The sequence below is a fragment of the Mesorhizobium sp. WSM3864 genome (assembly GCF_002294955.1).
In the GTDB taxonomy this organism is placed as follows: Bacteria; Pseudomonadota; Alphaproteobacteria; order Rhizobiales; family Rhizobiaceae; genus Mesorhizobium.
This window is the reverse complement of the sequence record NZ_NSGD01000004.1, coordinates 190,705-213,898: the sequence shown is the minus strand read 5'-3', so window position 1 is coordinate 213,898 and position 23,194 is coordinate 190,705. Positions and strand designations below refer to the sequence as shown.

Here is a 23,194-nt window from a genome sequence, read left to right as displayed (position 1 = left end):
GCGCCTTTCCAAATCGGAGGGGGATAAAGCGCCCTCGCGCTCTTAGCAGGACGCGAGACTTCGGCCAAATTTTGTTTCAAGCTGTCGCATATGAAAAAGGCGGCTCGGAGGCCGCCTTTTCGTTCCGCGATGTTGTATTTTTGCCGCCCACAGCGCCGCGCGTCGTCAGACGCGCCAAGGACGCTGTGGCGCTCATGATCGTTTCCGAAAATCGATATCGATTTCCGGCGCGGCGCGTCAGGACCCGGCGCCCGAGAGCGTGGTGACGGCGCGGCGGTTCTGCGACCAGCACGAGATGTCGTCGCAGACGGCGACCGGGCGTTCCTTGCCGTAGGAGATCGTCTTCAGGCGGTTGGCTGCGACGCCCTTCGAAACCAGGAAGTCGCGGGTGGCAGCGGCGCGGCGGGCGCCCAGCGCCAGATTGTACTCGCGCGTGCCGCGCTCGTCGGCATGGCCTTCGATGACGATGGCATACTGCCTGTACTGGTTGAGCCACTGCGCCTGGCGCGACAGCGTCGTCTGCGCGTCGGCGCGGATCGACGAGGAGTCGGTGTCGAAGAAGATGCGGTCGCCGATGTTGACGGTGAAGTCCTGCGCCGAGCCGGGCGTGGCAGAGCCGGCGCCGTTGAGGCCGAGATCGGCGGCGCTGTTCGGGGTCTTCTTCGAGGCGCAGCCGGTGATGGCCAGAGCCGCCACCAGCGCGATCATCGCCGGATTTCTGGTAAGTGCTGCGATACGGCCCATGCCGCCTCTCCTTCGCATTCGAGTGATTTCGTTGATCACCCAGTAACCACGTTTGGGTTAACCGGCATTCAAGAAACACGGTTAATTTTTCGTTTCGAGCCGCCGTCCTCGGCCGATTTAGCTAGGCTCACAATGCGCGGCGACCGTAGGCGGAAATGCGGCCAAAACATGAAAAAAGGGGGAATTGAGGAACTGAAGAACTGAGGAATTGGAAGAAGAAATTAGGCCAGCTTCTCTCTGAGATTTACAAGCGCCCCGGGTCCTCCATTTTCCTCAGTTCTTCAGTTCCCCGTTCTTGAATTCTTCCGTTCCTCTGCCTACTCCAGCAGCGGCGACCAGGCCGGATCCGAGGCGAAGTTCGAGGTCGGGATCTGCTGCTCGTTGCGGCCGGTAAGATCGACCGTGACCAGCTTCGGCCCGCCGGCGGAGTCGCGGAAGAACATCAGTACGCGACCGTTCGGCGCCCAGGTCGGCCCCTCCTGCTGGAAGCCGGAGGACAGGATGCGCTCGCCCGAACCGTCGGTCTTCATGACGCCGATCTGGAACTCGCCGCCCGACTGCTTGGTGAAGGCGATGAGGTCGCCCCGCGGCGACCACACCGGCGTGGAATAGACGCCGTCGCCGAACGAGATGCGGTGCGGGTTGGAGCCGTCCGCGCCCATGACGTAGATCTGCGAGCGGCCGCTGCCGCCGCCGCGGTCGGAGGTGAAGACGATCTGCGAGCCGTCGGGCGAATAGGAGGGCGAGGTGTCGATGGCGGTCGAGTCGGTGAGCCGCGTAGTCGAACGGCTTCTCAGATCCATGGCGAAGATGTTGGAGTTGCCGTCATCGCGCAGCAGGCTCATGATCACCTTCTGGCCATCGGGCGAAAAGCGCGGCGCGAACGTCATGCCGGGGAAATTGCCGACCAGCTCGCGCTGTCCGGTCTCGATCTGCAGCAGATACACCTTCGGCTGTCCGCTCTCATAGGACATGTAGGTGATTTCCTGCCGGTTCGGCGAGAAGCGCGGCGTGAGCACGATCGAACGGCCGTCCGACAGGTAGCGGACGTTGGCGCCGTCCTGGTCCATGATGGCAAGACGCTTCTTGCGCGCGTTCTTGGCGCCGGATTCGTCGACGAAGACGACGCGCGTATCGAAGTAACCCTTCTCGCCGGTCAGCCGCTCGTAGATCGCATCGGCGATGATATGGGCGACGCGCCTGGTATTGGCGTCATTGGCGAAGAACTGCTCCCCGGCCATCTGCTGGCCGGCAAAGGTGTCCCATAGCCGGTACTGGGCGCGGATGCGGCCGTCGGCTTCCTTGCCGACGCTGCCGGTGACCAGCGCCTGCGCATTGATCACCTTCCAGTCGTCGAACCGCGGCGTGGCGTCCGGGCCGGAGATCTTATCGATGAAAGCGCTCTTGTCGATCGGCGCGAACAGGCCGGAGCGCTTGAGGTCGGCCGTGACGATCTCCGTGATCTGGGCGCCGAGCTCACCATTGGACTGGAAGTCAGTGATGGCGATCGGCAGCGGCTCGACATTGCCCTTGTTGACGTTGAGCTCGACGAGCGCCCAGGCCGGCAAGGTGGCGGCGGTCGTCATGCCCAGCGCCATGGCTGCAATCGTCAGGAGCGGCTTGAGGAAAGATCTCATGTCTTCTCGCTTCTCTTCTTGGATGGTTCGGACGCAAGGCTTATAGGCCAAGCATCTCCCTTGGGTCGAAGGTGACCCGGATGTCGTTCCAAATGTCCTGCTTGCCGGCGGGAACCTGCAGGCCGGCCACGTCGCATTTTTGAACCGCGCGCACGGCGCTTTCGTCGAACTGCCGGTTGCCGCTCGACTGCTCGACCGACGGCCGGCCGTCGAGCTTGCCGTTGGTATCGAGATTGAACCGGACCACGACGACGAAGTTCTCCGAACCTTCCAGTCCAACGGGCAGGGTCCAGCAGCCGCCGAGCTGAGCTTCGAGCGCGCCTTGCTCGGACTTGGACAGCTTCTGGCCCTGATCCTTCTCGCCGCCGAGCGACGACTGCTGCGTCGAACGCTTGGCGCCGCCACCCGACGGCTTCTGCTTGTCCAGAAGTGCTGAAATCTCGTCGGCGTTGAACTGCTTTTCATCCGACTTCGGCTTCGAGGAAGCTTCCTTCACCGGCTTTTCCGCGTCCTTGCGCTCCGGCGCCTTGGCGCTTTCGGCGGGAGCGGGCTGCGGCTTCGGCCGCGCTGCAGGGGCGGGTGCCGAGTCCGGAAGCTTTGCCTCCTCGGTCGGCTGCTCCTTGGCGATCGCCTCGGCGACGGCGTCCGGCTTGACCTCTTCCTTCTGGATGGCGGCGGTCGTGTCCTTCGGCGGCGCTGGCGTCGGCTCCTTGGCGGGTGTCGGCTTCGGCTCCGTCTGCTTGACCGGCTCGGGCTTGACCTCTTCCTTAGGTGTCGGCGTCGGCGCGACTTCGGTCGCCGGGGTCGGCTTCGGCTTTTCCTGCGACTTCGGCACGTCCTCGACCGCCGGCTTCTCGGTCGGCGTCGGCGCCGGGGGCGGCGCGGATGTCTTCTCGACCGGCTTCGGCTTGGCCTCGTCGGTTACCGGCTTGTCGGTGTCGACGCTGTTCTCGCCGACCTTCTGCGCGTCGGGGACGATATCCGGGCGCTTGGTCGGCAGCGGCGCCGGCTTGTCATGCATGACCGCTTTCTTGTCGCCCTGCAGCGTCTGCGCGATCGCTTCCATTGGCACGATGTCGACCGCCACCGACTCCACGTCGGAAGCCGGCATGGCGGGCGGCGAGGACAGCGTGAACAGCCCGAAGGCCAGCGCCACCGCATGCAAGATCACCGATGAGGTGAGGCCGGTCCGCATTTGGCGTCTACTGATCCTGTTCTTGCAGCGAAACCAGGCCGATGTTCTTGTAGCCGGCCGCCGAAATGCGGGCCATGACCTTCATGGCAGTGCCATAATCCGTCGACTTGTCGCCGCGAATGAAGATGCGCTCGTCATAGCCGGTCTTCGAGATTGCCTGCAGCTTCGCTACCAGCTCATCGATCGGGATCTCGGTTTCCTGCAGATAGATCTGGCCGGCGGCGTTGATCGACACCGTGATCGGCTGCGTGTCGACATTCATCGCCTTGGCTTTCGTGTCGGGCAGGTCGATCGGAACGCCGACGGTGAGCAACGGCGCCGCGACCATGAAGATGATCAGCAGCACCAGCATCACGTCGACCATCGGCGTGACGTTGATTTCCGACATCAGGCCATGATGACGACCGCGCCGCCGGTGGCCGCGTCCGCCTCGCCCTATGCCACCTGCGCTAGCAGCAGACATACCCATGATCGTACCTCAGGCCTTCTGCGCGACTTTTTCATCGATTTGGCGCGAGAGTATGGCGGAGAACTCATCCGCAAACCCTTCCATGCGCACGGCGAGCTTGTTCGCATCCGACGACAGCTTGTTGTAGGCGATGACGGCCGGAATGGCCGCGAGCAGGCCGATGGCCGTCGCCAGCAGCGCCTCCGCGATGCCGGGCGCCACGACCGACAGGCTGGTGTTCTTCGAGGCGGCGATCGCCTGGAAGGAGGTCATGATGCCGATGACGGTGCCGAACAAGCCGATGAATGGCGCGGCCGAACCCGTGGTGGCGAGGAAGCCGAGCCGACCCTCCAGCCTTTCCATCTCGCGGGTCAGCGCGAGATCCATCGCCTTGTCGATGCGGGTCTGCAATGCCAGCGCCGATTTGGCGCCCTTCTCGAAGCTCTTCTTCCATTCGCGCATGGCGGCGACGAAGATCGCGCCCATGCCGGTGGTCTTGCGGTCGGCGAGCGTGCGGTAGAGCTCCTCGAGGGACTGTCCCGACCAGAACACCTGCTCGAAGCGGTTGAGCGCCATCCGCATGCGGCTATAGGCGACAAGCTTGTCGATGATGATTGCCCAGGTCCAGATCGAGGCGCAGAGCAAGCCGATCATGACCAATTTGACCACCCAGCCGGCCTGCATGAACAAGGCCCATATCGACAAATGCGCGCCCGGGTCGGCGAGTGCGATGTTTTCCATGACTACGTCCTTAAGATTTTTCCGGGCATCGCTGGCGGCTGGCCCATGGCATCCCTTTGCTCCGATCGCGCGAAGCCTGAAGCTCGCGGGACAAGCCCCGAATGCACCGTTTCGCGGCGTTTTCGGGGCAAATCTTGGTGAAAGGAAGGCACACGAATTGCGCCAATCTTCACCAATTCCTTCATGAACCGTTATGGTTAAGGATGGGTTAGGATATGAAGCGTGGCGCATTGCCGCGCCCACCGGGCCGGCGCCATGCTGGACGCGGCCGATCAGTGCACATCGCGCTGAAGCAGGTCCAGGCGACGCGCTTTAGGTGTTTTGGTGCATGTCGTTGTCCCAGAACGGGCAACTCCTGCGTGACAGGGATTCGGCCGAAGCCGGTTCGCGGTGATCAGTCGCTCGCCCTCGGCATAAAGGCCGCGATCCATTCCTTCGGAAATCTGCGCGGCCGGCCGTTCTCGCCGATGATCGCCGCCTCGACCTTCGCTTCGACCAGCACCTCGCCGCCACGCTTCAACTGCTGCGCCATGAAGATGCGGGCGCCCGAAATGTCCTCGGTGCGCGTGTCGATGGTGAGGATGTCGTCCATGCGGGCCGGCGAACGGAAGTCGATCTCCATGCGCCGCACCACCCAGACGATGCGCTCGCCATGCTTGCCATCGGCAAGCTCGGTGTGATGGACGCCGGCGAGCCTGAGATAGTCCGAGCGCCCACGTTCGAAGAATTCGAGATAGCGCGCATGGTAGACGACGCCGGAGAAATCGGTGTCGGCATAGTAGACGCGGGCCATCAGGCGATGGCCGGATTGCGTCAGCGCCCCCGAGAGCCCGGCGCTGAGCGCTGCGGATTCACCATGATCGTCCATCGCGCTTTCCTTATTCAGGCCCGAACAGGCAGGTGTTTGGCGCGAGAACCGGATGGCACTGTTGGGCGCGATGATCAAGCCTTGATGGCGGGGGTTCTGGCGCTTGGCGCCTGCGCGGTTTTCCGTCCGCGTGAAAATACCGGAGCTACCCGAGGTCGATCTGCAGGATCTCTGGTGGCATGCCGAACCGGACCGGCATGATGCTGAAGCCGAGCCCGCCGGAAACGATCAGGTTACGATCGTTCTCGACGACATGGCCATAGGCGTAGCGGTTGCCGAAGTCGGACGGCACGACCGGCGAATAGCCGAACAGCCGCACCTGCCCACCATGGGTGTGGCCCGAAAGCGTCAGCGAAACTCGCCAAGGCACTTTCGGAAAGATGTCCGGCTCATGCGCGAGCAGGATGATCGGCTCGTCGCCTTGCACCTTGGCAAGCGTCCCGCCGAGGTCGTCCAGGCCCTTGAAGCCGTGGCGGCCCAGGGCTTTGCTCGGCCGGATTGCCAGTTGGTCCGCGAGTCCAGCGATCCAGAAGCCCTGCCCGTCCTTCTCCAGCCGCATCACGTCGTTTTCCAGCACCGGGATGCCGACGCTCTCCAGTGCCTTGCGCGCGGCCGTTGGCCCGGCCATGGCCAGTTGCACCGCATGATCGTGCCACCAGTCGTGATTGCCGAGGATCGAGAGCACGCCGAGCGGCGCCTTCAGCCCTGACAAAGCGGCGGCCCACTCCGGTGCAGACACTTCGGCCGTGACCAGCCGCATTCCATCGACATAGTCGCCAAGCAGCACGATCAGGTCTGGCTGCAGGGCATTCGTCCTTTCGACGAGCGAGGCGATCCGCTCCGACGTCATCCAGGGATGGCAGGCATGAATGTCGGCCAGTGCTGCGACGCGCAGCTTGAGGCCCGCGGGCCAGTGCGGCGGCGTCAGCGAATAGCGTTTCACATGGGCGAGCAGCATCGGCTCAATGCCGACCGCATAGGCACTCAACGACACCATGGACAGGAACGATCCGCCGATGAGGCGCAGAAAGCCACGTCTGGTGATCATCGGTCAGCCCCGCCCCCTGGAAATGCGTCAAGCTGCCTTAGAGGCTGCAATTGTGCCTTCAGCTTGGCGGAGCTGGGGAGATTTCGCGCAGGAAGCCCTTCAAGGCGCGTCCGACGAACAAATGTCCGTTACTCTTCCTGGAACAGGCTGATCTGCTGCTGCGCGAGGTCTTTCGGTGCTTCAAGGCCGAGATGCCGCCAGGCATTGGCGGTCAGCACGCGGCCGCGCGGCGTGCGCTGGATGAAGCCCTGCTGGATCAGATAGGGCTCGATGATGTCCTCGATGGCGTCGCGCGGTTCCGACAGCCCAGCCGCGATCGTCTCGATGCCGACCGGTCCGCCGCCGAAGTTGCGGGCGATCATCGAGAGATACCGGCGGTCGAGCGCGTCGAGGCCGAGCCCGTCGACTTCCAGCCTGGTCAGCGCCTCGTCGGCAATGCGTTTATCGACATGGCCGTTTCCGGCGACGGAGGCGAAGTCTCGCACCCGGCGCAACAGACGTCCGGCAATGCGCGGCGTGCCGCGAGCGCGGCGCGCGATCTCCAGCGCGCCGTCGTCACCGAGCGGCATCGAGAGGATGCGGGCGCCGCGGCGCACGATCTGCTCCAGCTCCTCGACCGTGTAGAAATTGAGCCTGACCGGGATGCCGAAACGGTCGCGCAGAGGATTCGTCAAAAGTCCGAGCCGGGTTGTCGCCGCAACCAGCGTGAAGCGGGCGAGATCGATTTTGACCGAACGCGCCGCCGGCCCCTCGCCGATGATGAGATCAAGCTGGAAATCCTCCATCGCCGGGTAGAGGATTTCTTCCACCGCCGGATTGAGCCGGTGGATTTCGTCGATGAAGAGCACGTCGCGCTCCTCGAGATTGGTGAGCAGCGCCGCAAGGTCGCCGGCCTTGGCGATAACCGGCCCCGACGTAGAGCGGAAATTAACGCCGAGCTCACGCGCCATGATCTGCGCCAGCGTCGTCTTGCCGAGCCCCGGCGGGCCTACGAACAGCACATGGTCGAGCGCCTCGCCGCGGCTCTTGGCGGCATCGACGAAGACCTTGAGATTGGCACGCGCCGCAGCCTGGCCGACGAACTCGTCAAGCGACTGCGGCCGCAAGCTCTGGTCGGCATCCTCGCCGCGCTTGTCGGGGGCAATGAGACGGGGCGAAAGGCTCATGCGGTCTTCCTTGCATACGGCAAGGACCGGGACAAGCGCCACCTCACCGCGCCAGTTCCTTCAGGCCGAAGCGGATCAGCTTCGAGGCGTCCGCCCCTTCGCCGGCCGACTTTAGGGCCGCGGCCACCGCATTGGCGGCGATGTCGCGCGAATAGCCGAGATTGACCAGCGCCGAGACCGCGTCGGTGATGGGTGCTGCCGCCACGCCTTCGCCAAGCTCCTGCTTGAGGCTGATCGTGCCGGTGGCGGCGCCCGCATAGGCCGGCGCCTTGGTGCGCAATTCGGTGACGATGCGCTCGGCCACCTTCTTGCCGACGCCCGGTGCGCGCGACACCATGGCGATGTCGCGCAACGCGATCGCATTGGCGAGGTCGGGCGGCGCCAGCGTCGACAGCACGGCCAGCGCCACCTTGGCGCCGACGCCCTGCACATTGTTCATCAAAAGGCGGAACCACTCGCGCTCGAGCGGGGTCTGAAAGCCGTATAGCCGGATCATGTCCTCGCGCACATAGGTCTCGATGAACAGCACCACCGCCTCGCCGGGGGACGGCAGCGATGCCAATGTGCGAGCCGAGCAATGGGCGACATAGCCGACGCCGTGCACGTCCACGATGCAGGAATCCTCGTCGATCTCATCCAGCGTGCCCTTCAGCTTGCCGATCATGTCCTGGCCTTCATGGATGCGTTTCCGGAGAGACGATTTCGAGGTCGGGGAAATAGCTGCGATAGCGAGGAGCGTCGCGCGTCAATAGGCGGTGACCAGCAACGGCCGCATGAGCGCCAATGAAAAAATCCGGCAAGGTCCGCTCTCGAACACCGCCGGCCCGCCGATAACGGGAATGTGCCACCCCAGCCAAGAATGCGGCTTCCCAGGGCAAAAACTCGCGATCCATTTCAAGCCTCTCGGCTGCTTTCCTCAGCATTGCTTCGGAAGCAACCAGGGGAGCAAGCTCGGACCAGACGATGCTGTTGATGACCAACGCGCCATCGCGTCGGCAGGAGATAATCGCGGACGAAGACCATTCCGTCAGCGGCCCAGCCGGACCCCAGACGTCAATGAGCACGTTTGTGTCAATCAACGTCGAGATTTTCACGTGGTCCCCTCAACCACTCCATGTACTCGTCCGTCGTCATGCCGCCCAAATCCAGCGTCCCCTCCATCTTGCCGAGGACCTCTTTGAATTTGCGGGCAGCTTCCTCCTTCGAAATGTTTTCGTTGACGGCGACAAGCCGGGCGCCCTCGTCCGTAGCCACGAACTGGACCTCCGAACCCGGGCCTATGCCCAGGTGGTCCCTTATTTGTTTGGGGATCGTGACTTGCCCTTTGGTGGTCACACGCATGGTAATACTCCGAAGGTATTACTTACTGCGCAAATGAGAACAAGTCAAGAACACTACCCGGCCAGCGCCGCCATTCGGTAGGCGACGCTTTGACGGTGATGCGCATGACATACGGCGATGGCCAGGGCATCGGCGGCATCGTCGGTCTCGAACACGGCTTTCGGCATCAGCACTTTCACCATCATATGGATCTGCTTCTTCTCGCCGTGGCCGACGCCGATCACCGCCTTCTTGACCGCGTTGGGCGCGTATTCCGCGACCGCCAGCCCGGCGCGCGCCGGCACCAGCATGGCGATGCCGCGCGCCTGGCCGAGCTTCAGCGTCGCTGTGGCATCCTTGTTGACGAAGGTCTGCTCGATCGCCGCCTCATGCGGCATGGCCTGGTGCAGCACTTCGGCGAGCCCATCATGCAATTGGCAGAGCCTCGTTGCGAGCGGCGCCTTGTCGTCGGAACGCACGGTGCCGGAGGCGACGAAGCGCAGCGAATTGCCGAGGCTCTCGACGATGCCCCAGCCGGTGCGCCTCAGGCCCGGATCGATGCCGATGATGCGAATCGCTTCCCCCATGCGCCAAGTCTAACCGCGGCGCAGGGCGATACCAGCGAATTGTGAACAAACCAGAAACGGCCTGTGCCGGGATGGGCTGCTTCAGAATTCGGTCCGATGAGTCCGTATGGCGGCGTTTTCAAGAACCGGTGCGGAACTGACTTTAGTACACGAGCACCGGAAGCGCAGAAAACGGCGCCAGATAGCGATCAGAGCGAATTGTGGGGCAGCCTGTTAGCCGCGGGCGAAGGCCGTGTTCAGCAGGCTGATCTGATCGGAGACCGGGTTGGCACGGCGGCCGGCGGCCGGCGTGTCGTTCATGGCGCCGCCGTAGATCTCCTCGTCCATGCGCTTCACCAGCGCCTGCAGGCGCAGCGACCGGCTCACCAGTTCCAGGAAGTCCTTTGGCAATTCGCTCCAGCCCAGCGCCTCGTCATGCGCGGAGGCGGTATCGAGCCGCACCTTGGATTTTTCCGAGGCGACCTGGTCGCGGGTCATCTCGCCGGAATTGGCCGCGCGCTGCAAAAGCAGCCAGGAGGCGACCTGCATCAGCCTCGTGGTAAGACGCATCGATTCGGCCGCATAGAGCGTCGCCGCCGTGCGCGACAGCTTCTTGGCTTCGAGCCTGCCCTTGCCGTCAAGATATTCGGCCGCCTGTTCGACCAGGCCCATGCCCTCCTGGTAAAGCGGCTTGAAGGATTGGGAGAAAACCCGGCGCTCCGCGAGCTTTATGGTTTTCGCGCTGCCCTTCGAAGGCTCGTTCATCGATACGCCCCTGCACTGCCGCAAGCCGATTCGGCATCCTTGCCGATACGGCCTGCACCCTTAAACGAATGAGGCTTGAAAATGCGCTTCGATGCCCATGAAGGCAAGCGCATGTTTAACAAACGGTTAACGCCGAGGCGCGCTGCCCGCCGGCGGCCAACGGGCAAAAAAAGAGCCGCGGATAAGGCGGCTCTCAGGAGTTTAACAGGGAGGCGTCAAACAAAGTGGCTCCAACCACTCGGTAAGAATCCAGACAAACTGGATGGTCCTAGTAAACGCCTGTAAAGCTTAATGAAGCCTTAACGCCGCGCGGAATTTTCAAGCGAACGGACTTTTCCTGTGCCGGAACGGGACGGCCCGGCTCCCTCCCGCCATCCAGCCCTGGATGCATATGGTGGCGCCGAAACATCGGCCCCGCCGCCGCGACATCGTTTCGAAACACGCTCTGCGCTAAACGCCCGCTCCTCTGGGCTGGCGCAGTCGACGCCGTCACCGATCAAGAAATGCAGGAGCACACCATGGACTGGTATTCGATCGTCAAATTCCTTCACGTCGTCTCGGCCATCCTCTGGGTCGGCGGCGGCTTCGTCCTGTTCCTGCTCGGCGTGCTCGCCGAGCGCGCCGGCAACATCCAGGACAAGCTGCAAGCGATGCGGGCGAGCGGCGAGCTCGGCGGCCGCTTCTTCGCGCCGATGTCGATGCTCACCCTGATTTTCGGCCTGATCATGTGCGGCTTCTGGGTCGGCTTTTCCGACCTGTGGATCATCATCGGCCTTGTCGGCTACGCCACGACCTTCTCGATCGGCATGCTCGTTTTCAAGCCGACCGGCGAGCGGATGGGCGCCATGGTCGCCAAGGAAGGCGTGACGCCGGCGGTTCTCGCCATCGGCCAGCGCATGATGCGCTGGGCGCGTTTCGACTACGCGGTGATGCTGGTGATCATCGCCGACATGGTGCTGAAGCCTACGCTTCACGACATCGGCATTCTCGCCGGCATGGTGCTGGTGATCGCATCCGGCGCAGCGCTTGCGCTTGGCGGCGGCCGCCAGCTGGTGCCGAGCGCCGCTTGATCCTTCTGTAGCGGGCGGCGCCGGTGCGCCGCCCTGCCCATCACATCAGGCCCGCAATACCGTCCCAGAGCAGCTTGAGCGCCACCACCGCCACCGTCGCGTATGTGAACGGATAAAACACCTCCGGCCGCATGCGGCGCACCAGCCAGGCGCCGGCGATGGTGGAAAGCGGCGCCAGCGGCATCAGCGCAAACGATGCGGTGAGATTGGCGCTGTCGAACTGGCCAAGCGCGAAATAGGGAATAAGCTTCATCGCGTTGGTAGCGGCGAAGAAGATCGCCGCCGTCCCTGACAGCACCTTCGGGTCGAGCCGGATCGGCAGCGCGTAGACCTGGAAGGGCGGGCCGCCGACATGGGCGACGAAGCTGGTGAAGCCCGCAACGATGCCCCAGAACGCCGCAGCGATGCGGTTCGGCTCCACCTCGTGGTCGGCGCCGTGGCGGAACTGCAGATAGATCCAGCGCAGGACGAAGACCAGCGCGACCGCGCCGACGATCAGCCGCACCATTTCCTCCGTCACCAGGGCCGCCGTCAGCCAGCCGAGGCCGATGCCGATGATGGCGCCGGGCATCATGTCGACCAGCATCTTGCGGTCATAGACGCCCCACCACGTCCACACCGAAACGATGTCCATCAGGCAAAGGATCGGCAGCAGGATGGCCGCCGCCTGCACCGGCGGGATGGCCAGCGCCATCAGCGGCACGCCGACGAAGCCGACGGCGCCGCCGAAGCCGCCCTTCGACAGGCCGACGAGGATGACCGCCGGAATGGCGGCGGCATAGAACCAGGGATCGCTGAGCAGGCCTGACATGGGAGAACGGCGACAAGAAACGGCTGGAGGATGGCGGGAGACTTGCAATAGACCAGAAAGCGAAAGACCGCGATAGCCGAAGCGCCCCGCCAGCCGGTCGGCGCGATCAACTGTCCGTAATCCGGCCTGCCGAGTTTGCGGCTGGCGGCGGGCCATGCATAAGGTCACCCGCCCAGCATGAGGTTTGACGATGAGCGAAGTCCTGATCCGCCGCGCGGACAAAGCCGATCTTGCGGCGATCGTCGCGATGCTTGCAGATGACGCGCTTGGCCGCGCCCGCGAGAATGCAAGCGTGCCTTTGGCGCAAGCCTATCAGGACGCCTTCGCGGCCATAGACGGCAACCCGAACCATTTCCTGGCGGTGATGGCGGACGGCGCCGAAGTCATCGGCACCTTGCAGATCAGTTTTATCCCAGGCCTGTCGTTGCAGGGCGCCTGGCGCGGCCAGATCGAGGCGGTGCGCGTCGCGGCGAGCCGGCGCGGAGACGGGCTGGGGCAGCGCCTGCTGGAATGGGCGATCGAAAGATGCCGGGAGCGCGGCTGCAGGGTGGTGCAGCTGACGACCAACAAGAGCCGGCTCGACGCGCACCGCTTCTACGAACGGCTCGGCTTCAAGGCGAGCCACATCGGCTACAAGCTGGATATTTGACGCACCCGCGCCGGCGATGCCGCCGACCTCTCATCGTCGCGCCTGAACCAGAAGAAACATCGGCCGCTCGACCTCTTTGGCCAGTTCAGGCCTGGCAGCGATCTGCGCTTCAGTTGGACAGAATTCCTCCACGCGGCCGATGGTGAACCCGGCCTGGATCAGATTGTTGAGCGTGGTGCCGAGTGTGCGGTGGTGCTTCACCACGCCCTTGGTGAACCAGTCGGTCGAGCGCGGTCCTTCCACCAGATACCGATCGACGGGCCAGACGTTCCTTCCTGAGGCATCCACGGACCAGCCCGGATTGCTTGGAGCCATGAAGATCGGATGCTCCGTCGAGAAGACGAAGAACCCGCCGGGAACCAGGGCTTGGTAAACCGTCGCGAACAGCCGCGCGGCATCGCTGACATAATGCAGGGCAAGCGAGCTATAGGCGAGGTCGAAGCGCGCCTTCGGCAGGCTGAGCTCGTCGAGGTCGACCCGCTCATAGGTCATGGCGTCGTCGGAGCCGGCGGCGCGTGCTCGGGCGAGCATCCTTTCCGACAGGTCGAGGCCCAGAACCTGCTTGGCTCCGTGCGCTCGGGCCCAGCGGCAGAACCAGCCGAAGCCGCAACCGAGATCGACGATGCTTAGACCACCCACCTTCGGCAGCATGGCGCGCAGAACCGGCCACTCGGGCGCGCCGTCCAACCCTTCCACCGAACGATGCAGACGGCTGTAGCCCTCGAAGAAATCGGCCTTGTCGTAGATATTTTGCGCCATGCTCTTCCCGTGCTTTCGCTTGCTAACCTAGCGGTCGTTTCGTTAGCGTCCATCAGGAGCTTCAACAGGCCGTCTGTCAGTCCTTGAAGATTGGCGCAAGCCGCTGCTGCCGCGACGCTTTTCAGCGGCGATCTTCGCCCGCCTCCTGTTCAAGCCGGACGCTTTGCTCTATGCCGCAATGCCACCATGTTCGCCCGGCATAGGCGAAAACCGGGATCGAAGACCGATGAATGAAGCAACCCCGCCCAATCGCTGCCGAATCGTGCTGATCGCGCCGCCGCTTGTGACTCCCGAGCACATCTGCACCGCCTTCGACGGCGGCGACGTCGCCTCGCTGATCCTGCCCGAAAACGGCATGGATGACGCCGCCTTCCAGGCCTTCGCCGAGAAGATCGTGCCGATCGCGCAGGCCGCCGGCGTCGCCGTCATCATCGCCGGCGACAGCCGCATCGCCGGCCGCGTCCATGCCGACGGCATCCATGTCGAGGCAAACCGCCAGGAACTGGCCGAGACGATCGAGCGCTTGGCCGACAGGATGATGGTCGGGGCGGGCGGCGCCAAGACCCGCGACGAGGCGCTGGAGCTCGGCGAGGAGCGGCCCGACTACATGTTCTTCGGCCGCTTCGGCTATGACAACAAGCCCGAGCCGCACCACCGCAATCTCGCTCTCGGTGAATGGTGGGCGCAGATGATCCAGATTCCTTGCATCGTAATGGCCGGCTCCGAGCTTGCGTCGGTGGAAACGGTAGCGGCCACCGGCGCCGAGTTCGTGGCGCTCTCCAGCGCCGTCTTCGCCGACGGACTCGATCCGCGCGCGGCGGTCGCCGCGGCCAACGCACTGCTCGACCAAACCGCGCCGCGCTTCGAGGACTGACGTGCGCTGGTCCCGGCTTTCCTTCGCGGCGTTGGCCGCGGCCTTGACGATCCAGGCGCCCGCCGCCGTGGCCGCCGAGACCCCGCCGGTGCCGCAGCCCAGACCGGACACGACCACACCCGACACGAGCGCGCCGGATACAAGCGCCCCTGCTACCGGCGCCCCGAATACAAGCATTCCGAATATAAGCGCCCCGAATGCAATCGCCCCAAGTACTGGCGCCCCGAATAGTGGCGCTCCGAATGCTGGCGCGGCCCATGCCGACAAGCCGATCGAAACACCGCTGCCGCAGCCGGCAACGCTTCAACCGCCATCAGCCGATACCATCAATCCCGATCGCTTCGGCGCCAAGCTCCCGGACGCTGCCTACGGCGCCTTCCAGCGCGGCCTCTACAAGACCGCCTACAACCTTGCCATGGTGCGGGCCAAGAACGGCGACCCCGCGGCGCAGACATTGGTCGCCGAGATCCTGTCGCGTGGGCTGGGCGTGCCGCTCAACGCGGCAGAGGCCGCGAAATGGTATGGGCTCGCCGCCGAGCAGGGCGTGCCGGAAGCACAGTTCCAATATGCGCTGATGCTGCTCGACGGACGCTATGTGAAGAAGGACGTCAAGGAAGCCTATGCGCTGATGCAGGCCGCCGCCGAGGCGGGCAACCGCTTGGCCCAGTTCAACTTCGCCCAATTGCTCGTCCAGCAGGATCCGGGCGATGCCGGCATAGCCAAGGCGGCTGTGTATTATGAGCGCGCCGCCAGTACCGGCCTTGCCGACGCCGAGTATGCGATGGCGCAAATCTACGCCAACGGCGTAGGCGGCAAACCGCGCGACGACGCCAAGGCACGCACCCTGCTGGCGCAGGCCGCCCGGCAGAACTACGACACCGCGCAACTTGATCTCGCCGCATGGATGATCGAGGGGCGCGGCGGCGATCGCGACCTGAAATCGGGCTTTGCCTGGATGAGGCGCGCGGCCGAAGGCGGCAATGTCGCCGCCCAGAACCGCCTCGCCAAACTCTATATGGGCGGCATCGGGACCGACCCCGATCTGATCCTGGCCGGAGCCTGGTATATCGTCGCCCGCCGCGCCGGTTTGATCGACCCGCAGATGGACGATTTCCTGCAGGGCCTCGACGACGGTCAGACCAAGCAGGCGCTGCAGAAGGCGAACCGGCTGCCCTGAAAAGACGGCTCACGGCATCGGCCATCTCCATGAGCGTTCGCGACGCCCTCCCTTGCCACTCAATGCGATTTGTGGTCTTGGAGGCGCCAAAGCGCGCTCCGCGCCAAAAATCTCATTCCGGATCAGTTCAACATGGCCAAGATCAGTGGCAGCGAAATCCGTCCCGGCTATGTCATCGAGCATGACGGCGGCCTCTGGGTCGCGGTCAAGACCAACACCGTGAAGCCCGGCAAGGGCGGCGCCTACAACCAGGTCGAGCTGAAGAACCTGATCAACGGCACCAAGCTCAACGAGCGCTTCCGCTCGGCCGAGACCGTCGAGCAGATCCGGCTGGAGATGAAGGATTTCTCCTTCCTTTACGAGCAGGGCGACGCGCTGGTTTTCATGGACACCGAAAGCTACGAGCAGCTCGAACTGAACAAGGATTTCGTCGGCGAGCGCGCCGCCTTCCTGCAGGACGGCATGATGGTCACGGTCCAGCTCTACGAGGAGCGGCCGATCGGCATCTCGCTGCCCGACCAGGTGACGCTGACCATCACTGAGGCCGACCCCGTGGTGAAGGGCCAGACGGCGGCGTCCTCTTACAAGCCTGCAGTGCTGGAAAACGGTGTCCGCGTCCTGGTGCCGCCCTTCATCTCGGCCGGCGAGCGCATCATCGTCGACACCAACGAGATCACTTACGTGCGTCGCGCAGAATAAAACGGCCAACACAGGAAGAAGAAGAATGGCGCGTTCCGCTCTCCTCAATGTCATGGTCCAGGCCGCGATGAAGGCCGGCCGGTCGCTGTCGCGCGATTTCGGCGAGGTGCAGAACCTGCAGGTCTCGATGAAGGGGCCTGGCGACTATGTCAGCCAGGCCGACCGCAAGGCCGAAGAGATCGTCTTTACCGAACTGTCGAAGGCGCGGCCGGGCTACGCCTTCCTGATGGAGGAGCGCGGCGCCGTCGACGGCGAGGACGGCCAGCATCGCTGGATCGTCGACCCGCTCGACGGCACCACCAACTTCCTCCACGGCATCCCGCTCTTCGCGGTCTCGATCGCGCTCGAGCGCCAGGGCCAGATCGTCGCCGGTGTCGTCTACAATCCGGCCATGGACGAGCTCTATACCACCGAGCGCGGCGGCGGCGCCTTCATGAACGACCGCCGGCTGCGCGTCGCCGGACGCGCCAAGCTCACCGATGCCGTGATCGGCTGCGGGGTGCCGCATCTTGGGCGCGGCCAGCACGGCAATTTCCTGATCGAGTTGCGCAATGTCATGGCCGAGGTCTCCGGCGTCCGCCGCCTTGGCTCAGCCTCGCTCGATCTCGCCTATGTCGCGGCCGGCCGCATGGACGGGTTTTGGGAAACCGGCCTTTCGGCCTGGGACATCGCCGCCGGCGCCCTGCTCATCCGTGAAGCGGGCGGCTTCGTTTCGGATATGGATGGCGGGCAGGACATGCTGGAGGCCGGCTCCATCGTCGCCGGCAACGAGCTTATCCAACGCGCCCTCTTGAAGACGGTAAAGAAGCCGCTGGCTGCGCGCTGAAGCGCCCCTATCGCATCACCCCGAAATCGGAATTGATTCGCTGACCTCCGGTTCGGAACGGATAAGCGCAAATCAAAGGGCTGCAGCCTCCTTTGCGCGTCGAAAGGACGCGCGGCGCGCTCGTCGCAAAACCGCAACCGAAGCTTGAAATACTGATCCGCGACTGCCCAGATTATGGTTGCAGGATCATTCATGAACGACGCTCGCGCAAATACAACGATCGAAATCCCCTTTGTCGGCCGCTGGCACTATTCGCGCGCCGAGATGATCGCCGATGGCATCGTCCATGCTGTGGGCATCGTGCTGGCGATCGCCGCCGGCTCTGCCTTCCTGGCTTTAGCCGCCTTCCATTCCGGCCCGGGTGAGTATGTCGCCGCCGTCTTCTACGTTGTGTCGCTGCTCACCGTGCTGTCGGTATCGCTGGCCTATAATTTGTGGCCGATATCGTGGCCGGCGAAGTGGATCCTGCGCCGCTTCGACCATGCCGCGATCTATCTGCTGATCGCCGCCACCTACACGCCTTTCCTGGCCCAGCTCCAAACGTCCGCGCTTGCCGTGCCGATGATCGTTATCGTGTGGAGCGCGGCGGCACTGGGCATCGCCATCAAGATGTTCCTGCCTGGACGCTACGACCGGCTGGCGATCCTCTTCTATCTCGCCATCGGCTGGAGCGGCGTCGTGCTCGCCGGACCGCTGGTCGCGACTCTGCCGCCAGCCTCCGTCATGCTGCTGGTCGCGGGCGGCATTGTCTATTCATTGGGCGTCATCTTCTTTGCCTGGAAAGGCCTGCGTTTCCACAATGCCGTCTGGCATGGCTTCGTCGTCACCGGCGCCGGGCTGCACCTGGCCGCCATGGTCGACTGTCTGGTCATCAGCCGTTTTTGAAACGACCCGCGCGGGGCGATATTGTCAAGCACCATTCAATTTGGTCACAATTCCGTTTAGAGTCGCGGCAATTCTGCGGCGGGTGGCATCGGAAACGGGGCACGGATGGCTTTTCTCAGATCCTTCGGCAGGCGCTCGGATGTCCTGGTCTACGATCCGCACAAGCTGTCGAGCCCGCAGGTCTTCCTGCTCACGATGGTGATCTTCCTGGTCATCGTCGCCTTCATCGCCGCCATCCTCACCCGCCAGATCTCCACCGCCTTCTCCAGCAACCCCGGCCTCAACGGGCTGATCATCGGCGTGCTCGCCGTCGGCATCCTGCTCGCCTTCGCCCAGGTCGGCCGGCTGTTCAGAGAGGTGCGCTGGGTCAACTCCTTCCGCGCCGGCTCCGAGACCACCGAGCCGGTGCTCCTGGCGCCGATGAAGGCGATGATCGGCCGCTCGTCGACGATCGCCTTCTCGACCTCTTCGATGCGCACCATGCTCGATTCCATCGCCACGCGCCTCGATGAAAGCCGCGACACCTCGCGCTATCTTGTCGGACTGCTGGTGTTTCTTGGCCTGCTCGGCACCTTCTGGGGCCTGCTCAACACCATCGCCTCCATCCGCGAGACGATCGAGGCGCTCGACCCCGGCAGCGGCGATGCCGCCGCCGTGCTTGACGCGCTGAAGCAGGGCCTGTCGGCGCCGCTCGCCGGCATGGGCACAGCCTTCTCGTCCTCGCTGTTCGGCCTCTCCGGCTCGCTGGTGCTCGGCTTCCTCGACCTGCAGGCCGGCCGCGCCCAGACCCGCTTCTACACCGAGCTCGAGAACTGGCTGTCCTCGGTCACCGATCTCTCGTCCGATATCGTCGTGTCGGAATCGGCGCGCGCCGAGCCGTCGGAGGAGATCCGCCTGCTGTCGGAACGGCTGCACAGCCTGCAGGAGAACGGCGGCGGCTCCAACCCGCGCGTCGCCACCGCCATGGCCAACCTGGCGGACGGCATTTCCGGGCTGGTCAAGAACATGCGCTCGGAACAGCAGATCATGCGCGACTGGGTCGAGGCGCAGTCGGACGAACAGAAGGCGATGCGCAACACGCTGGAAAAGATCGCTGACGCCCTGAAGAAGACCGGAGTGCACTGACGTGGCGCTGGCAAGGAGGCGCGCCGATCGCCGCATCGACTACTGGCCCGGCTTCGTCGACGCGCTGTCGACGCTTCTGCTCGCCATCATGTTCCTGCTGACGGTCTTCGTGCTGGCGCAATTCCTGCTCAGCCGCGAAATCTCCGGCAAGGACACCGTGCTCAGCCGCCTCAACTCGCAGATCAACGAGCTGACGCAGTTGCTGGCGCTGGAGCGCTCGAACAGCCAGGACAAGGAAGACACGCTCGCCAATCTGCAGGCCTCGCTGTCGGCGGCGGAGGCGGAAAAGAGCCGTCTTCAGCAATTGCTGGAGCAGGGTGCCGGCGCCGGCGACGCTGCCAACAAGCGGGCGGACGCGCTGTCCGGCGAACTCAGCAACCAGCGCCAGATCAGCCAGCAAGCGCTGAGCCAGGTCGAGATCCTCAACCAGCAGATCGCGGCACTGCGCAAGCAGATCGCGGCGCTCGAGGACGCGCTCAACGTGTCCGAGCAGCGCGACCGCGAGTCCAACACCAAGATTGCCGATCTCGGCCGCCGCCTGAACGTGGCGCTGGCGCAGCGTGTCCAGGAGCTCAACCGCTACCGTTCCGACTTCTTCGGCCGGCTGCGCGAGATCCTCGCCGACCGCGAGAACATTCGCATCGTCGGCGACCGCTTCGTCTTCCAGTCGGAGGTGCTGTTCCCGACCGGCTCCGACGAGATCAACGATGCCGGCAAGGTCGAGATGAAGAAGCTCGCCGATGCCGTCATCGAGCTGCAGAGGGAAATCCCGCCCGAGATCAGCTGGGTGCTGCGCGTCGACGGCCACACCGACAACAAGCCCTTGTCCGGCACCGGCCGCTATCGCGACAATTGGGAGCTGTCGACCGCCCGTGCGACCTCGGTGGTGAAGTTCCTGATCGAGAACGGCGTGCCGGCGAACCGGCTGGTAGCCGCCGGCTTCGGCGAATTCCAGCCGCTCGATCCGGCCGACACGGATGAGGCGCGCAGCAAGAATCGCCGAATTGAACTGAAGCTCACCGAACGTTGATCCGGCATCACGCGAACTCACGCGAATTTGTTCGCAGGCTCAACTCTAGCGCGCAGAAGCTCGCCGGCAAGGCCTGAAAACATTATCTTTTTTTAATTACACTCGGCGACTTGGCGGCCCTAATTTGCTGCGCAGGGCCGGGAACCGCCGGCGATGCCTCCCATCGCGACGCGACGGAACCGGACGGCCCACTAGCTCGGAAGCAGAGCGGGATGGCCGCTCCTTCCCCAGCAGGAGGACGCGCCGTCATGCGCGCTTTAACATCTCTCAAGACTGCAACTCTCGCCGCGGTTCTGATCGCCGCCCCGCTCGCCGGCGCCTACGCCGCCGGACATCACAAGGGCGCTCTCGACGCAACCGATCCAACCGACTTCACCGGACCGCGGGTGACCAGCCTGATCGAGCAGGTCCAGGGTGTGGATCAGGGCATCGCCGACGCGCGGCAAGCAAACGACATCTCGGCCTCGGAAGCGCAGCAACTGCTTATGCGCGCCGCGCACATCAGCCAGGTGGCCGAGCACGTAGCCGCTTCGGATCACGGCAGGATTCCGGCTGCGCAATATCACGACCTGCTGCGCCGTCTCGACAATGTCGACCAAAAGCTGAGAACCGATACCGGCAGCGGCTTCCTGATGGGCGACGGCGCCGACGGCGGTCACTATCCGAACGGCTGAGCGGTTTCGGTCCGCGACTGCCGTTCCGAGACCAGGAAGGGACGATCTGGCGCCCGAGGGACCTGGCCCGAGGGCGTCCTTTTTTCAGTCACCGGCCGAGCCAAAGCGCGATAATGGCAAGCACCGCAGGCAGCGTCTGGACGAACAGGATCTTGCGGCCGACGGTCGCCCCGCCATAGAGGCCGGCGACGGCAACGCAAAGCAGGAAGAACATCTTGATCTGGAACCCGCCGGTGCCGAGATAGAGCCCCCAGATCAGGCCTGTTGCAAGAAAGCCGTTATAGAGCCCCTGGTTGGCGGCGAGCACTTTCGAGGCGCTGGCGAAGTCCGGCTTGAGGTTGAACGCCTTGTGGCCGCGCGGCGTGTCCCACAGCACCATCTCCAGATAGACGATGTAGCAGTGGATCAGCGCCACCAGCCCGGTCAGGATATTGCCGATCATTGTCCCCTCCGCTCGTTGGCCCCAACCTTTGATCACGCAGCGCTGTTGCAAGGCAAGATGGGCTGATCCGGAACGGGCGGATCAGGGTTGCCAAGCTGCGCGCCTTGGTATCTTTTCGCGCCAACCCCTTTGCAGCCGGAAACCCTCCATGTCCTTCCAAAAACTCGATCTACTCGGCCATAGGCTCGAAGCGCTGGAACATGCGCTGGCCATTCTCGGCGCCGATGAGGCGACCCACATGGCGGTTGGCGGCGGCGAGAAGCGCGCCGAGGCGATGTCGGCCCTGGCCGGCATGCTGCACGCCCAGGCTACCGCGCCGGAGATCGGCGACTGGATCGCCGCCGCCGAAGCCGAACCGCTGAACGACGAGCAGCAGGCTGCGGTAAGGGAACTGCGCCGGCAATATACCAACCTCACCTGCCTGCCGGTCGAATTTGTCGAGCGCCAGACGACGGCGCGCATGCGCTCCGAGCAGCTCTGGCGTGACCTGCGCGCCAAGAATGACTGGGCGGGCTTCCTGCCGGCACTGGAAGGCGTCGTGACGCTGGTGCGGGAAGAAGCGGCGCTGCGCGCCGAGGCGCTCGGCCTCGCCCCCTATGACGCGCTGATGGAGCAGTATGATCCCGGCAACCGCGCCGCCGACATCACGCCGGTGTTTGTCGAGCTGAAGGCTTTCCTCAAGGATTTCCTGCCGCATGCGCTGGCGATGCAGGATGCGCGGCTGGCGAAGCACGCGCTCAAGCCGCTCTCCGGCAGCTACGCCGTCGAGAAGCAGCGCGAGCTTGGTCTTGCCATGATGGCGGCGGTCGGCTTCGACCTCACGCATGGCTCGCTTGCGGTGTCGCACCATCCCTTCTGCGGCGGCGTGCCGACCGATGTGCGCATCACCACCCGCTACAAGACTTCCGATTTCCTGTCGGCGCTGATGGGAGTGCTGCACGAGACCGGCCACGCGCTTTACGAACAGAACCTGCCGAAAGCCTGGTCGCACTGGCCGCTCGGCAAGGCGCGCGGCATGGCCGTGCATGAGAGCCAGAGCCTGTTCGTGGAGAAGCAGATCGGCCGCAACCCCGCCTTCTGGCGCTGGGCGCTGCCGGTTGTCGAGAAGCATCTCGGCGAAGCCTGGTCGATCGACGACATCCTGCCGCATGTCCATCATGTGGAACGCGGCTTTATCCGCGTCGACGCCGACGAGGTCACCTATCCGCTGCATGTCATCCTGCGTTACGAGCTCGAGCAAGAGCTCGTCTCAGGACGGCTGGAGGCGGCCGACCTGCCCGAGGCCTGGGATGCCAAGATGCGCGACTATCTCGGCCTGTCGACCATCGACAACCCGGCCGACGGGCCGATGCAGGACGTGCACTGGCCGGGCGCCGCCTTCGGCTATTTCCCGTCCTACACCTTGGGGGCCATGATGGCGGCACAGCAGTGGGCCGCCTTGACCAGGGAGCATCCGTCAGCCGACGGCGATCTCGCCGAGGGCGACCTCAGCGCCATCAATGAGTGGCGACGCGACAAGATCTGGTCGCAGGGCTCGCGCTGGTCGACGCCGGACCTGCTCGAGCGCGCCACCGGCGAGAAGCTCAACGCCGCCTATTTCACGGAACATTTGCGCAAGCGCTACGGCGACTGAGGCGGCCTCGCTGGCCCACCAGATCGAGCTGCGCAAAAGATG

At 64.3% G+C, this 23,194-nt stretch carries 27 protein-coding genes; 11 read left to right on the top strand and 16 right to left on the bottom strand.

Annotation, left to right across the window (positions count from 1 at the left end):
• Positions 1–237: 237 nt before the first annotated feature.
• The 13 genes from pal to CK215_RS11325 form a co-directional block, all read right to left on the bottom strand.
• Entirely contained in the window at positions 238–744 is a 507-nt protein-coding gene (gene pal / locus CK215_RS11385) for a peptidoglycan-associated lipoprotein Pal (RefSeq protein ID WP_067001802.1), read from the bottom strand.
• A 317-nt stretch (positions 745–1,061) separates the two neighbouring features.
• Entirely contained in the window at positions 1,062–2,342 is a 1,281-nt protein-coding gene (tolB, locus tag CK215_RS11380) for a Tol-Pal system beta propeller repeat protein TolB (protein ID WP_245418673.1), read from the bottom strand.
• A 79-nt stretch (positions 2,343–2,421) separates the two neighbouring features.
• Positions 2,422–3,576 carry an energy transducer TonB gene (locus CK215_RS11375; RefSeq protein WP_095830983.1) on the bottom strand — a complete coding sequence of 385 codons (1,155 nt, stop codon included), beginning with the start codon at positions 3,574–3,576 and terminating at the stop codon, positions 2,422–2,424.
• A 7-nt stretch (positions 3,577–3,583) separates the two neighbouring features.
• Complete coding sequence (gene tolR / locus CK215_RS11370; RefSeq protein WP_095782570.1) at positions 3,584–4,045, bottom strand: protein TolR; 462 nt, start codon at positions 4,043–4,045, stop codon at positions 3,584–3,586.
• Positions 4,046–4,054: 9 nt separating this feature from the next.
• Entirely contained in the window at positions 4,055–4,765 is a 711-nt protein-coding gene (gene tolQ, locus CK215_RS11365; RefSeq protein ID WP_067001789.1) for a protein TolQ, read from the bottom strand.
• Between the two features lie 394 nt (positions 4,766–5,159).
• Entirely contained in the window at positions 5,160–5,633 is a 474-nt protein-coding gene (gene ybgC / locus CK215_RS11360) for a tol-pal system-associated acyl-CoA thioesterase (protein ID WP_095830982.1), read from the bottom strand.
• A 145-nt stretch (positions 5,634–5,778) separates the two neighbouring features.
• Positions 5,779–6,681, bottom strand: a complete 903-nt coding sequence (locus CK215_RS11355; RefSeq protein WP_095830981.1) for a metallophosphoesterase — start codon at positions 6,679–6,681, stop codon at positions 5,779–5,781.
• 128 nt (positions 6,682–6,809) lie between these two features.
• Positions 6,810–7,847, bottom strand: coding sequence for a Holliday junction branch migration DNA helicase RuvB (gene ruvB, locus CK215_RS11350; protein ID WP_067002199.1), 1,038 nt, complete (start codon positions 7,845–7,847; stop codon positions 6,810–6,812).
• A 43-nt stretch (positions 7,848–7,890) separates the two neighbouring features.
• A complete protein-coding gene (gene ruvA / locus CK215_RS11345) occupies positions 7,891–8,511 on the bottom strand; it encodes a Holliday junction branch migration protein RuvA (protein ID WP_067319464.1) in 621 nt (206 codons plus the stop codon).
• Positions 8,512–8,521: 10 nt separating this feature from the next.
• Positions 8,522–8,941, bottom strand: coding sequence for a type II toxin-antitoxin system VapC family toxin (locus tag CK215_RS11340; RefSeq protein ID WP_082980671.1), 420 nt, complete (start codon positions 8,939–8,941; stop codon positions 8,522–8,524).
• Positions 8,919–9,188: an AbrB/MazE/SpoVT family DNA-binding domain-containing protein gene (locus CK215_RS11335; RefSeq protein ID WP_067001773.1), complete on the bottom strand. Its 270-nt coding sequence runs from the start codon at positions 9,186–9,188 to the stop codon at positions 8,919–8,921. The genes CK215_RS11340 and CK215_RS11335 overlap by 23 nt, the downstream gene beginning before the upstream one ends.
• 53 nt (positions 9,189–9,241) lie before the next feature.
• Entirely contained in the window at positions 9,242–9,754 is a 513-nt protein-coding gene (ruvC, locus tag CK215_RS11330) for a crossover junction endodeoxyribonuclease RuvC (RefSeq protein WP_095778093.1), read from the bottom strand.
• Between the two features lie 213 nt (positions 9,755–9,967).
• Complete coding sequence (locus tag CK215_RS11325; protein ID WP_095830980.1) at positions 9,968–10,498, bottom strand: DUF1465 family protein; 531 nt, start codon at positions 10,496–10,498, stop codon at positions 9,968–9,970.
• Positions 10,499–11,016: 518 nt separating this feature from the next.
• On the opposite strand from CK215_RS11325, the gene CK215_RS11320 reads away from it, so the two are divergent.
• Positions 11,017–11,568: a DUF2269 family protein gene (locus CK215_RS11320; protein ID WP_095799969.1), complete on the top strand. Its 552-nt coding sequence runs from the start codon at positions 11,017–11,019 to the stop codon at positions 11,566–11,568.
• Between the two features lie 40 nt (positions 11,569–11,608).
• Here the strand turns inward: CK215_RS11320 and CK215_RS11315 are convergent, their stop codons facing one another.
• Complete coding sequence (locus CK215_RS11315; protein ID WP_095830979.1) at positions 11,609–12,379, bottom strand: sulfite exporter TauE/SafE family protein; 771 nt, start codon at positions 12,377–12,379, stop codon at positions 11,609–11,611.
• Between the two features lie 190 nt (positions 12,380–12,569).
• On the opposite strand from CK215_RS11315, the gene CK215_RS11310 reads away from it, so the two are divergent.
• Positions 12,570–13,028: a GNAT family N-acetyltransferase gene (locus CK215_RS11310; protein WP_095782575.1), complete on the top strand. Its 459-nt coding sequence runs from the start codon at positions 12,570–12,572 to the stop codon at positions 13,026–13,028.
• 30 nt (positions 13,029–13,058) lie between these two features.
• Here CK215_RS11310 and CK215_RS11305 read toward each other — a convergent pair whose 3' ends face one another.
• Positions 13,059–13,787, bottom strand: a complete 729-nt coding sequence (locus CK215_RS11305) for a class I SAM-dependent methyltransferase (protein ID WP_095830978.1) — start codon at positions 13,785–13,787, stop codon at positions 13,059–13,061.
• Positions 13,788–14,013: 226 nt separating this feature from the next.
• On the opposite strand from CK215_RS11305, the gene CK215_RS11300 reads away from it, so the two are divergent.
• The 8 genes from CK215_RS11300 (at position 14,014) to CK215_RS11265 (ending at position 21,077) form a co-directional block, all read left to right on the top strand.
• The gene (locus tag CK215_RS11300) at positions 14,014–14,661 is read left to right on the top strand and encodes a thiamine phosphate synthase (RefSeq protein ID WP_095830977.1); all 648 of its coding nucleotides are present in this window, start codon (positions 14,014–14,016) and stop codon (positions 14,659–14,661) included.
• A gap of 202 nt (positions 14,662–14,863) precedes the next feature.
• A complete protein-coding gene (locus CK215_RS11295) occupies positions 14,864–15,838 on the top strand; it encodes a tetratricopeptide repeat protein (RefSeq protein WP_245418672.1) in 975 nt (324 codons plus the stop codon).
• Positions 15,839–15,970: 132 nt separating this feature from the next.
• Positions 15,971–16,537: an elongation factor P gene (gene efp, locus CK215_RS11290; protein ID WP_067001754.1), complete on the top strand. Its 567-nt coding sequence runs from the start codon at positions 15,971–15,973 to the stop codon at positions 16,535–16,537.
• Between the two features lie 25 nt (positions 16,538–16,562).
• Complete coding sequence (locus tag CK215_RS11285; RefSeq protein WP_067319472.1) at positions 16,563–17,363, top strand: inositol monophosphatase family protein; 801 nt, start codon at positions 16,563–16,565, stop codon at positions 17,361–17,363.
• A gap of 192 nt (positions 17,364–17,555) precedes the next feature.
• Positions 17,556–18,248, top strand: a complete 693-nt coding sequence (locus tag CK215_RS11280) for a hemolysin III family protein (protein WP_170950278.1) — start codon at positions 17,556–17,558, stop codon at positions 18,246–18,248.
• A gap of 105 nt (positions 18,249–18,353) precedes the next feature.
• On the top strand, positions 18,354–19,373 hold the full coding sequence (locus tag CK215_RS11275) for a MotA/TolQ/ExbB proton channel family protein (RefSeq protein ID WP_095830976.1): 1,020 nt from the start codon (positions 18,354–18,356) through the stop codon (positions 19,371–19,373).
• Between the two features lies 1 nt (position 19,374).
• Entirely contained in the window at positions 19,375–20,403 is a 1,029-nt protein-coding gene (locus CK215_RS11270; RefSeq protein WP_067319478.1) for a peptidoglycan -binding protein, read from the top strand.
• 248 nt (positions 20,404–20,651) lie between these two features.
• Positions 20,652–21,077, top strand: coding sequence for a hypothetical protein (locus CK215_RS11265; RefSeq protein ID WP_095830975.1), 426 nt, complete (start codon positions 20,652–20,654; stop codon positions 21,075–21,077).
• Positions 21,078–21,165: 88 nt separating this feature from the next.
• Here CK215_RS11265 and CK215_RS11260 read toward each other — a convergent pair whose 3' ends face one another.
• Positions 21,166–21,519 carry a DUF1304 domain-containing protein gene (locus CK215_RS11260; RefSeq protein WP_067001740.1) on the bottom strand — a complete coding sequence of 118 codons (354 nt, stop codon included), beginning with the start codon at positions 21,517–21,519 and terminating at the stop codon, positions 21,166–21,168.
• A gap of 148 nt (positions 21,520–21,667) precedes the next feature.
• On the opposite strand from CK215_RS11260, the gene CK215_RS11255 reads away from it, so the two are divergent.
• Positions 21,668–23,152, top strand: coding sequence for a carboxypeptidase M32 (locus CK215_RS11255; RefSeq protein WP_095830974.1), 1,485 nt, complete (start codon positions 21,668–21,670; stop codon positions 23,150–23,152).
• Positions 23,153–23,194 lie beyond the last annotated feature (42 nt).

What these genes read in the sequence shown, in the direction of transcription:
- pal (WP_067001802.1), bottom strand. Translation starts at nt 744, where the DNA reads ATGGGCCGTATCGCAGCACTTACCAGAAATCCGGCGATGATCGCGCTG.
- tolB (WP_245418673.1), bottom strand. Translation starts at nt 2,342, where the DNA reads ATGGCGCTGGGCATGACGACCGCCGCCACCTTGCCGGCCTGGGCGCTC.
- CK215_RS11375 (WP_095830983.1), bottom strand. Translation starts at nt 3,576, where the DNA reads ATGCGGACCGGCCTCACCTCATCGGTGATCTTGCATGCGGTGGCGCTG.
- tolR (WP_095782570.1), bottom strand. Translation starts at nt 4,045, where the DNA reads ATGGGTATGTCTGCTGCTAGCGCAGGTGGCATAGGGCGAGGCGGACGC.
- tolQ (WP_067001789.1), bottom strand. Translation starts at nt 4,765, where the DNA reads ATGGAAAACATCGCACTCGCCGACCCGGGCGCGCATTTGTCGATATGG.
- ybgC (WP_095830982.1), bottom strand. Translation starts at nt 5,633, where the DNA reads ATGGACGATCATGGTGAATCCGCAGCGCTCAGCGCCGGGCTCTCGGGG.
- CK215_RS11355 (WP_095830981.1), bottom strand. Translation starts at nt 6,681, where the DNA reads ATGATCACCAGACGTGGCTTTCTGCGCCTCATCGGCGGATCGTTCCTG.
- ruvB (WP_067002199.1), bottom strand. Translation starts at nt 7,847, where the DNA reads ATGAGCCTTTCGCCCCGTCTCATTGCCCCCGACAAGCGCGGCGAGGAT.
- ruvA (WP_067319464.1), bottom strand. Translation starts at nt 8,511, where the DNA reads ATGATCGGCAAGCTGAAGGGCACGCTGGATGAGATCGACGAGGATTCC.
- CK215_RS11335 (WP_067001773.1), bottom strand. Translation starts at nt 9,188, where the DNA reads ATGCGTGTGACCACCAAAGGGCAAGTCACGATCCCCAAACAAATAAGG.
- ruvC (WP_095778093.1), bottom strand. Translation starts at nt 9,754, where the DNA reads ATGGGGGAAGCGATTCGCATCATCGGCATCGATCCGGGCCTGAGGCGC.
- CK215_RS11325 (WP_095830980.1), bottom strand. Translation starts at nt 10,498, where the DNA reads ATGAACGAGCCTTCGAAGGGCAGCGCGAAAACCATAAAGCTCGCGGAG.
- CK215_RS11320 (WP_095799969.1), top strand. Translation starts at nt 11,017, where the DNA reads ATGGACTGGTATTCGATCGTCAAATTCCTTCACGTCGTCTCGGCCATC.
- CK215_RS11315 (WP_095830979.1), bottom strand. Translation starts at nt 12,379, where the DNA reads ATGTCAGGCCTGCTCAGCGATCCCTGGTTCTATGCCGCCGCCATTCCG.
- CK215_RS11310 (WP_095782575.1), top strand. Translation starts at nt 12,570, where the DNA reads ATGAGCGAAGTCCTGATCCGCCGCGCGGACAAAGCCGATCTTGCGGCG.
- CK215_RS11305 (WP_095830978.1), bottom strand. Translation starts at nt 13,787, where the DNA reads ATGGCGCAAAATATCTACGACAAGGCCGATTTCTTCGAGGGCTACAGC.
- CK215_RS11300 (WP_095830977.1), top strand. Translation starts at nt 14,014, where the DNA reads ATGAATGAAGCAACCCCGCCCAATCGCTGCCGAATCGTGCTGATCGCG.
- efp (WP_067001754.1), top strand. Translation starts at nt 15,971, where the DNA reads ATGGCCAAGATCAGTGGCAGCGAAATCCGTCCCGGCTATGTCATCGAG.
- CK215_RS11285 (WP_067319472.1), top strand. Translation starts at nt 16,563, where the DNA reads ATGGCGCGTTCCGCTCTCCTCAATGTCATGGTCCAGGCCGCGATGAAG.
- CK215_RS11280 (WP_170950278.1), top strand. Translation starts at nt 17,556, where the DNA reads ATGAACGACGCTCGCGCAAATACAACGATCGAAATCCCCTTTGTCGGC.
- CK215_RS11275 (WP_095830976.1), top strand. Translation starts at nt 18,354, where the DNA reads ATGGCTTTTCTCAGATCCTTCGGCAGGCGCTCGGATGTCCTGGTCTAC.
- CK215_RS11265 (WP_095830975.1), top strand. Translation starts at nt 20,652, where the DNA reads ATGCGCGCTTTAACATCTCTCAAGACTGCAACTCTCGCCGCGGTTCTG.
- CK215_RS11260 (WP_067001740.1), bottom strand. Translation starts at nt 21,519, where the DNA reads ATGATCGGCAATATCCTGACCGGGCTGGTGGCGCTGATCCACTGCTAC.
- CK215_RS11255 (WP_095830974.1), top strand. Translation starts at nt 21,668, where the DNA reads ATGTCCTTCCAAAAACTCGATCTACTCGGCCATAGGCTCGAAGCGCTG.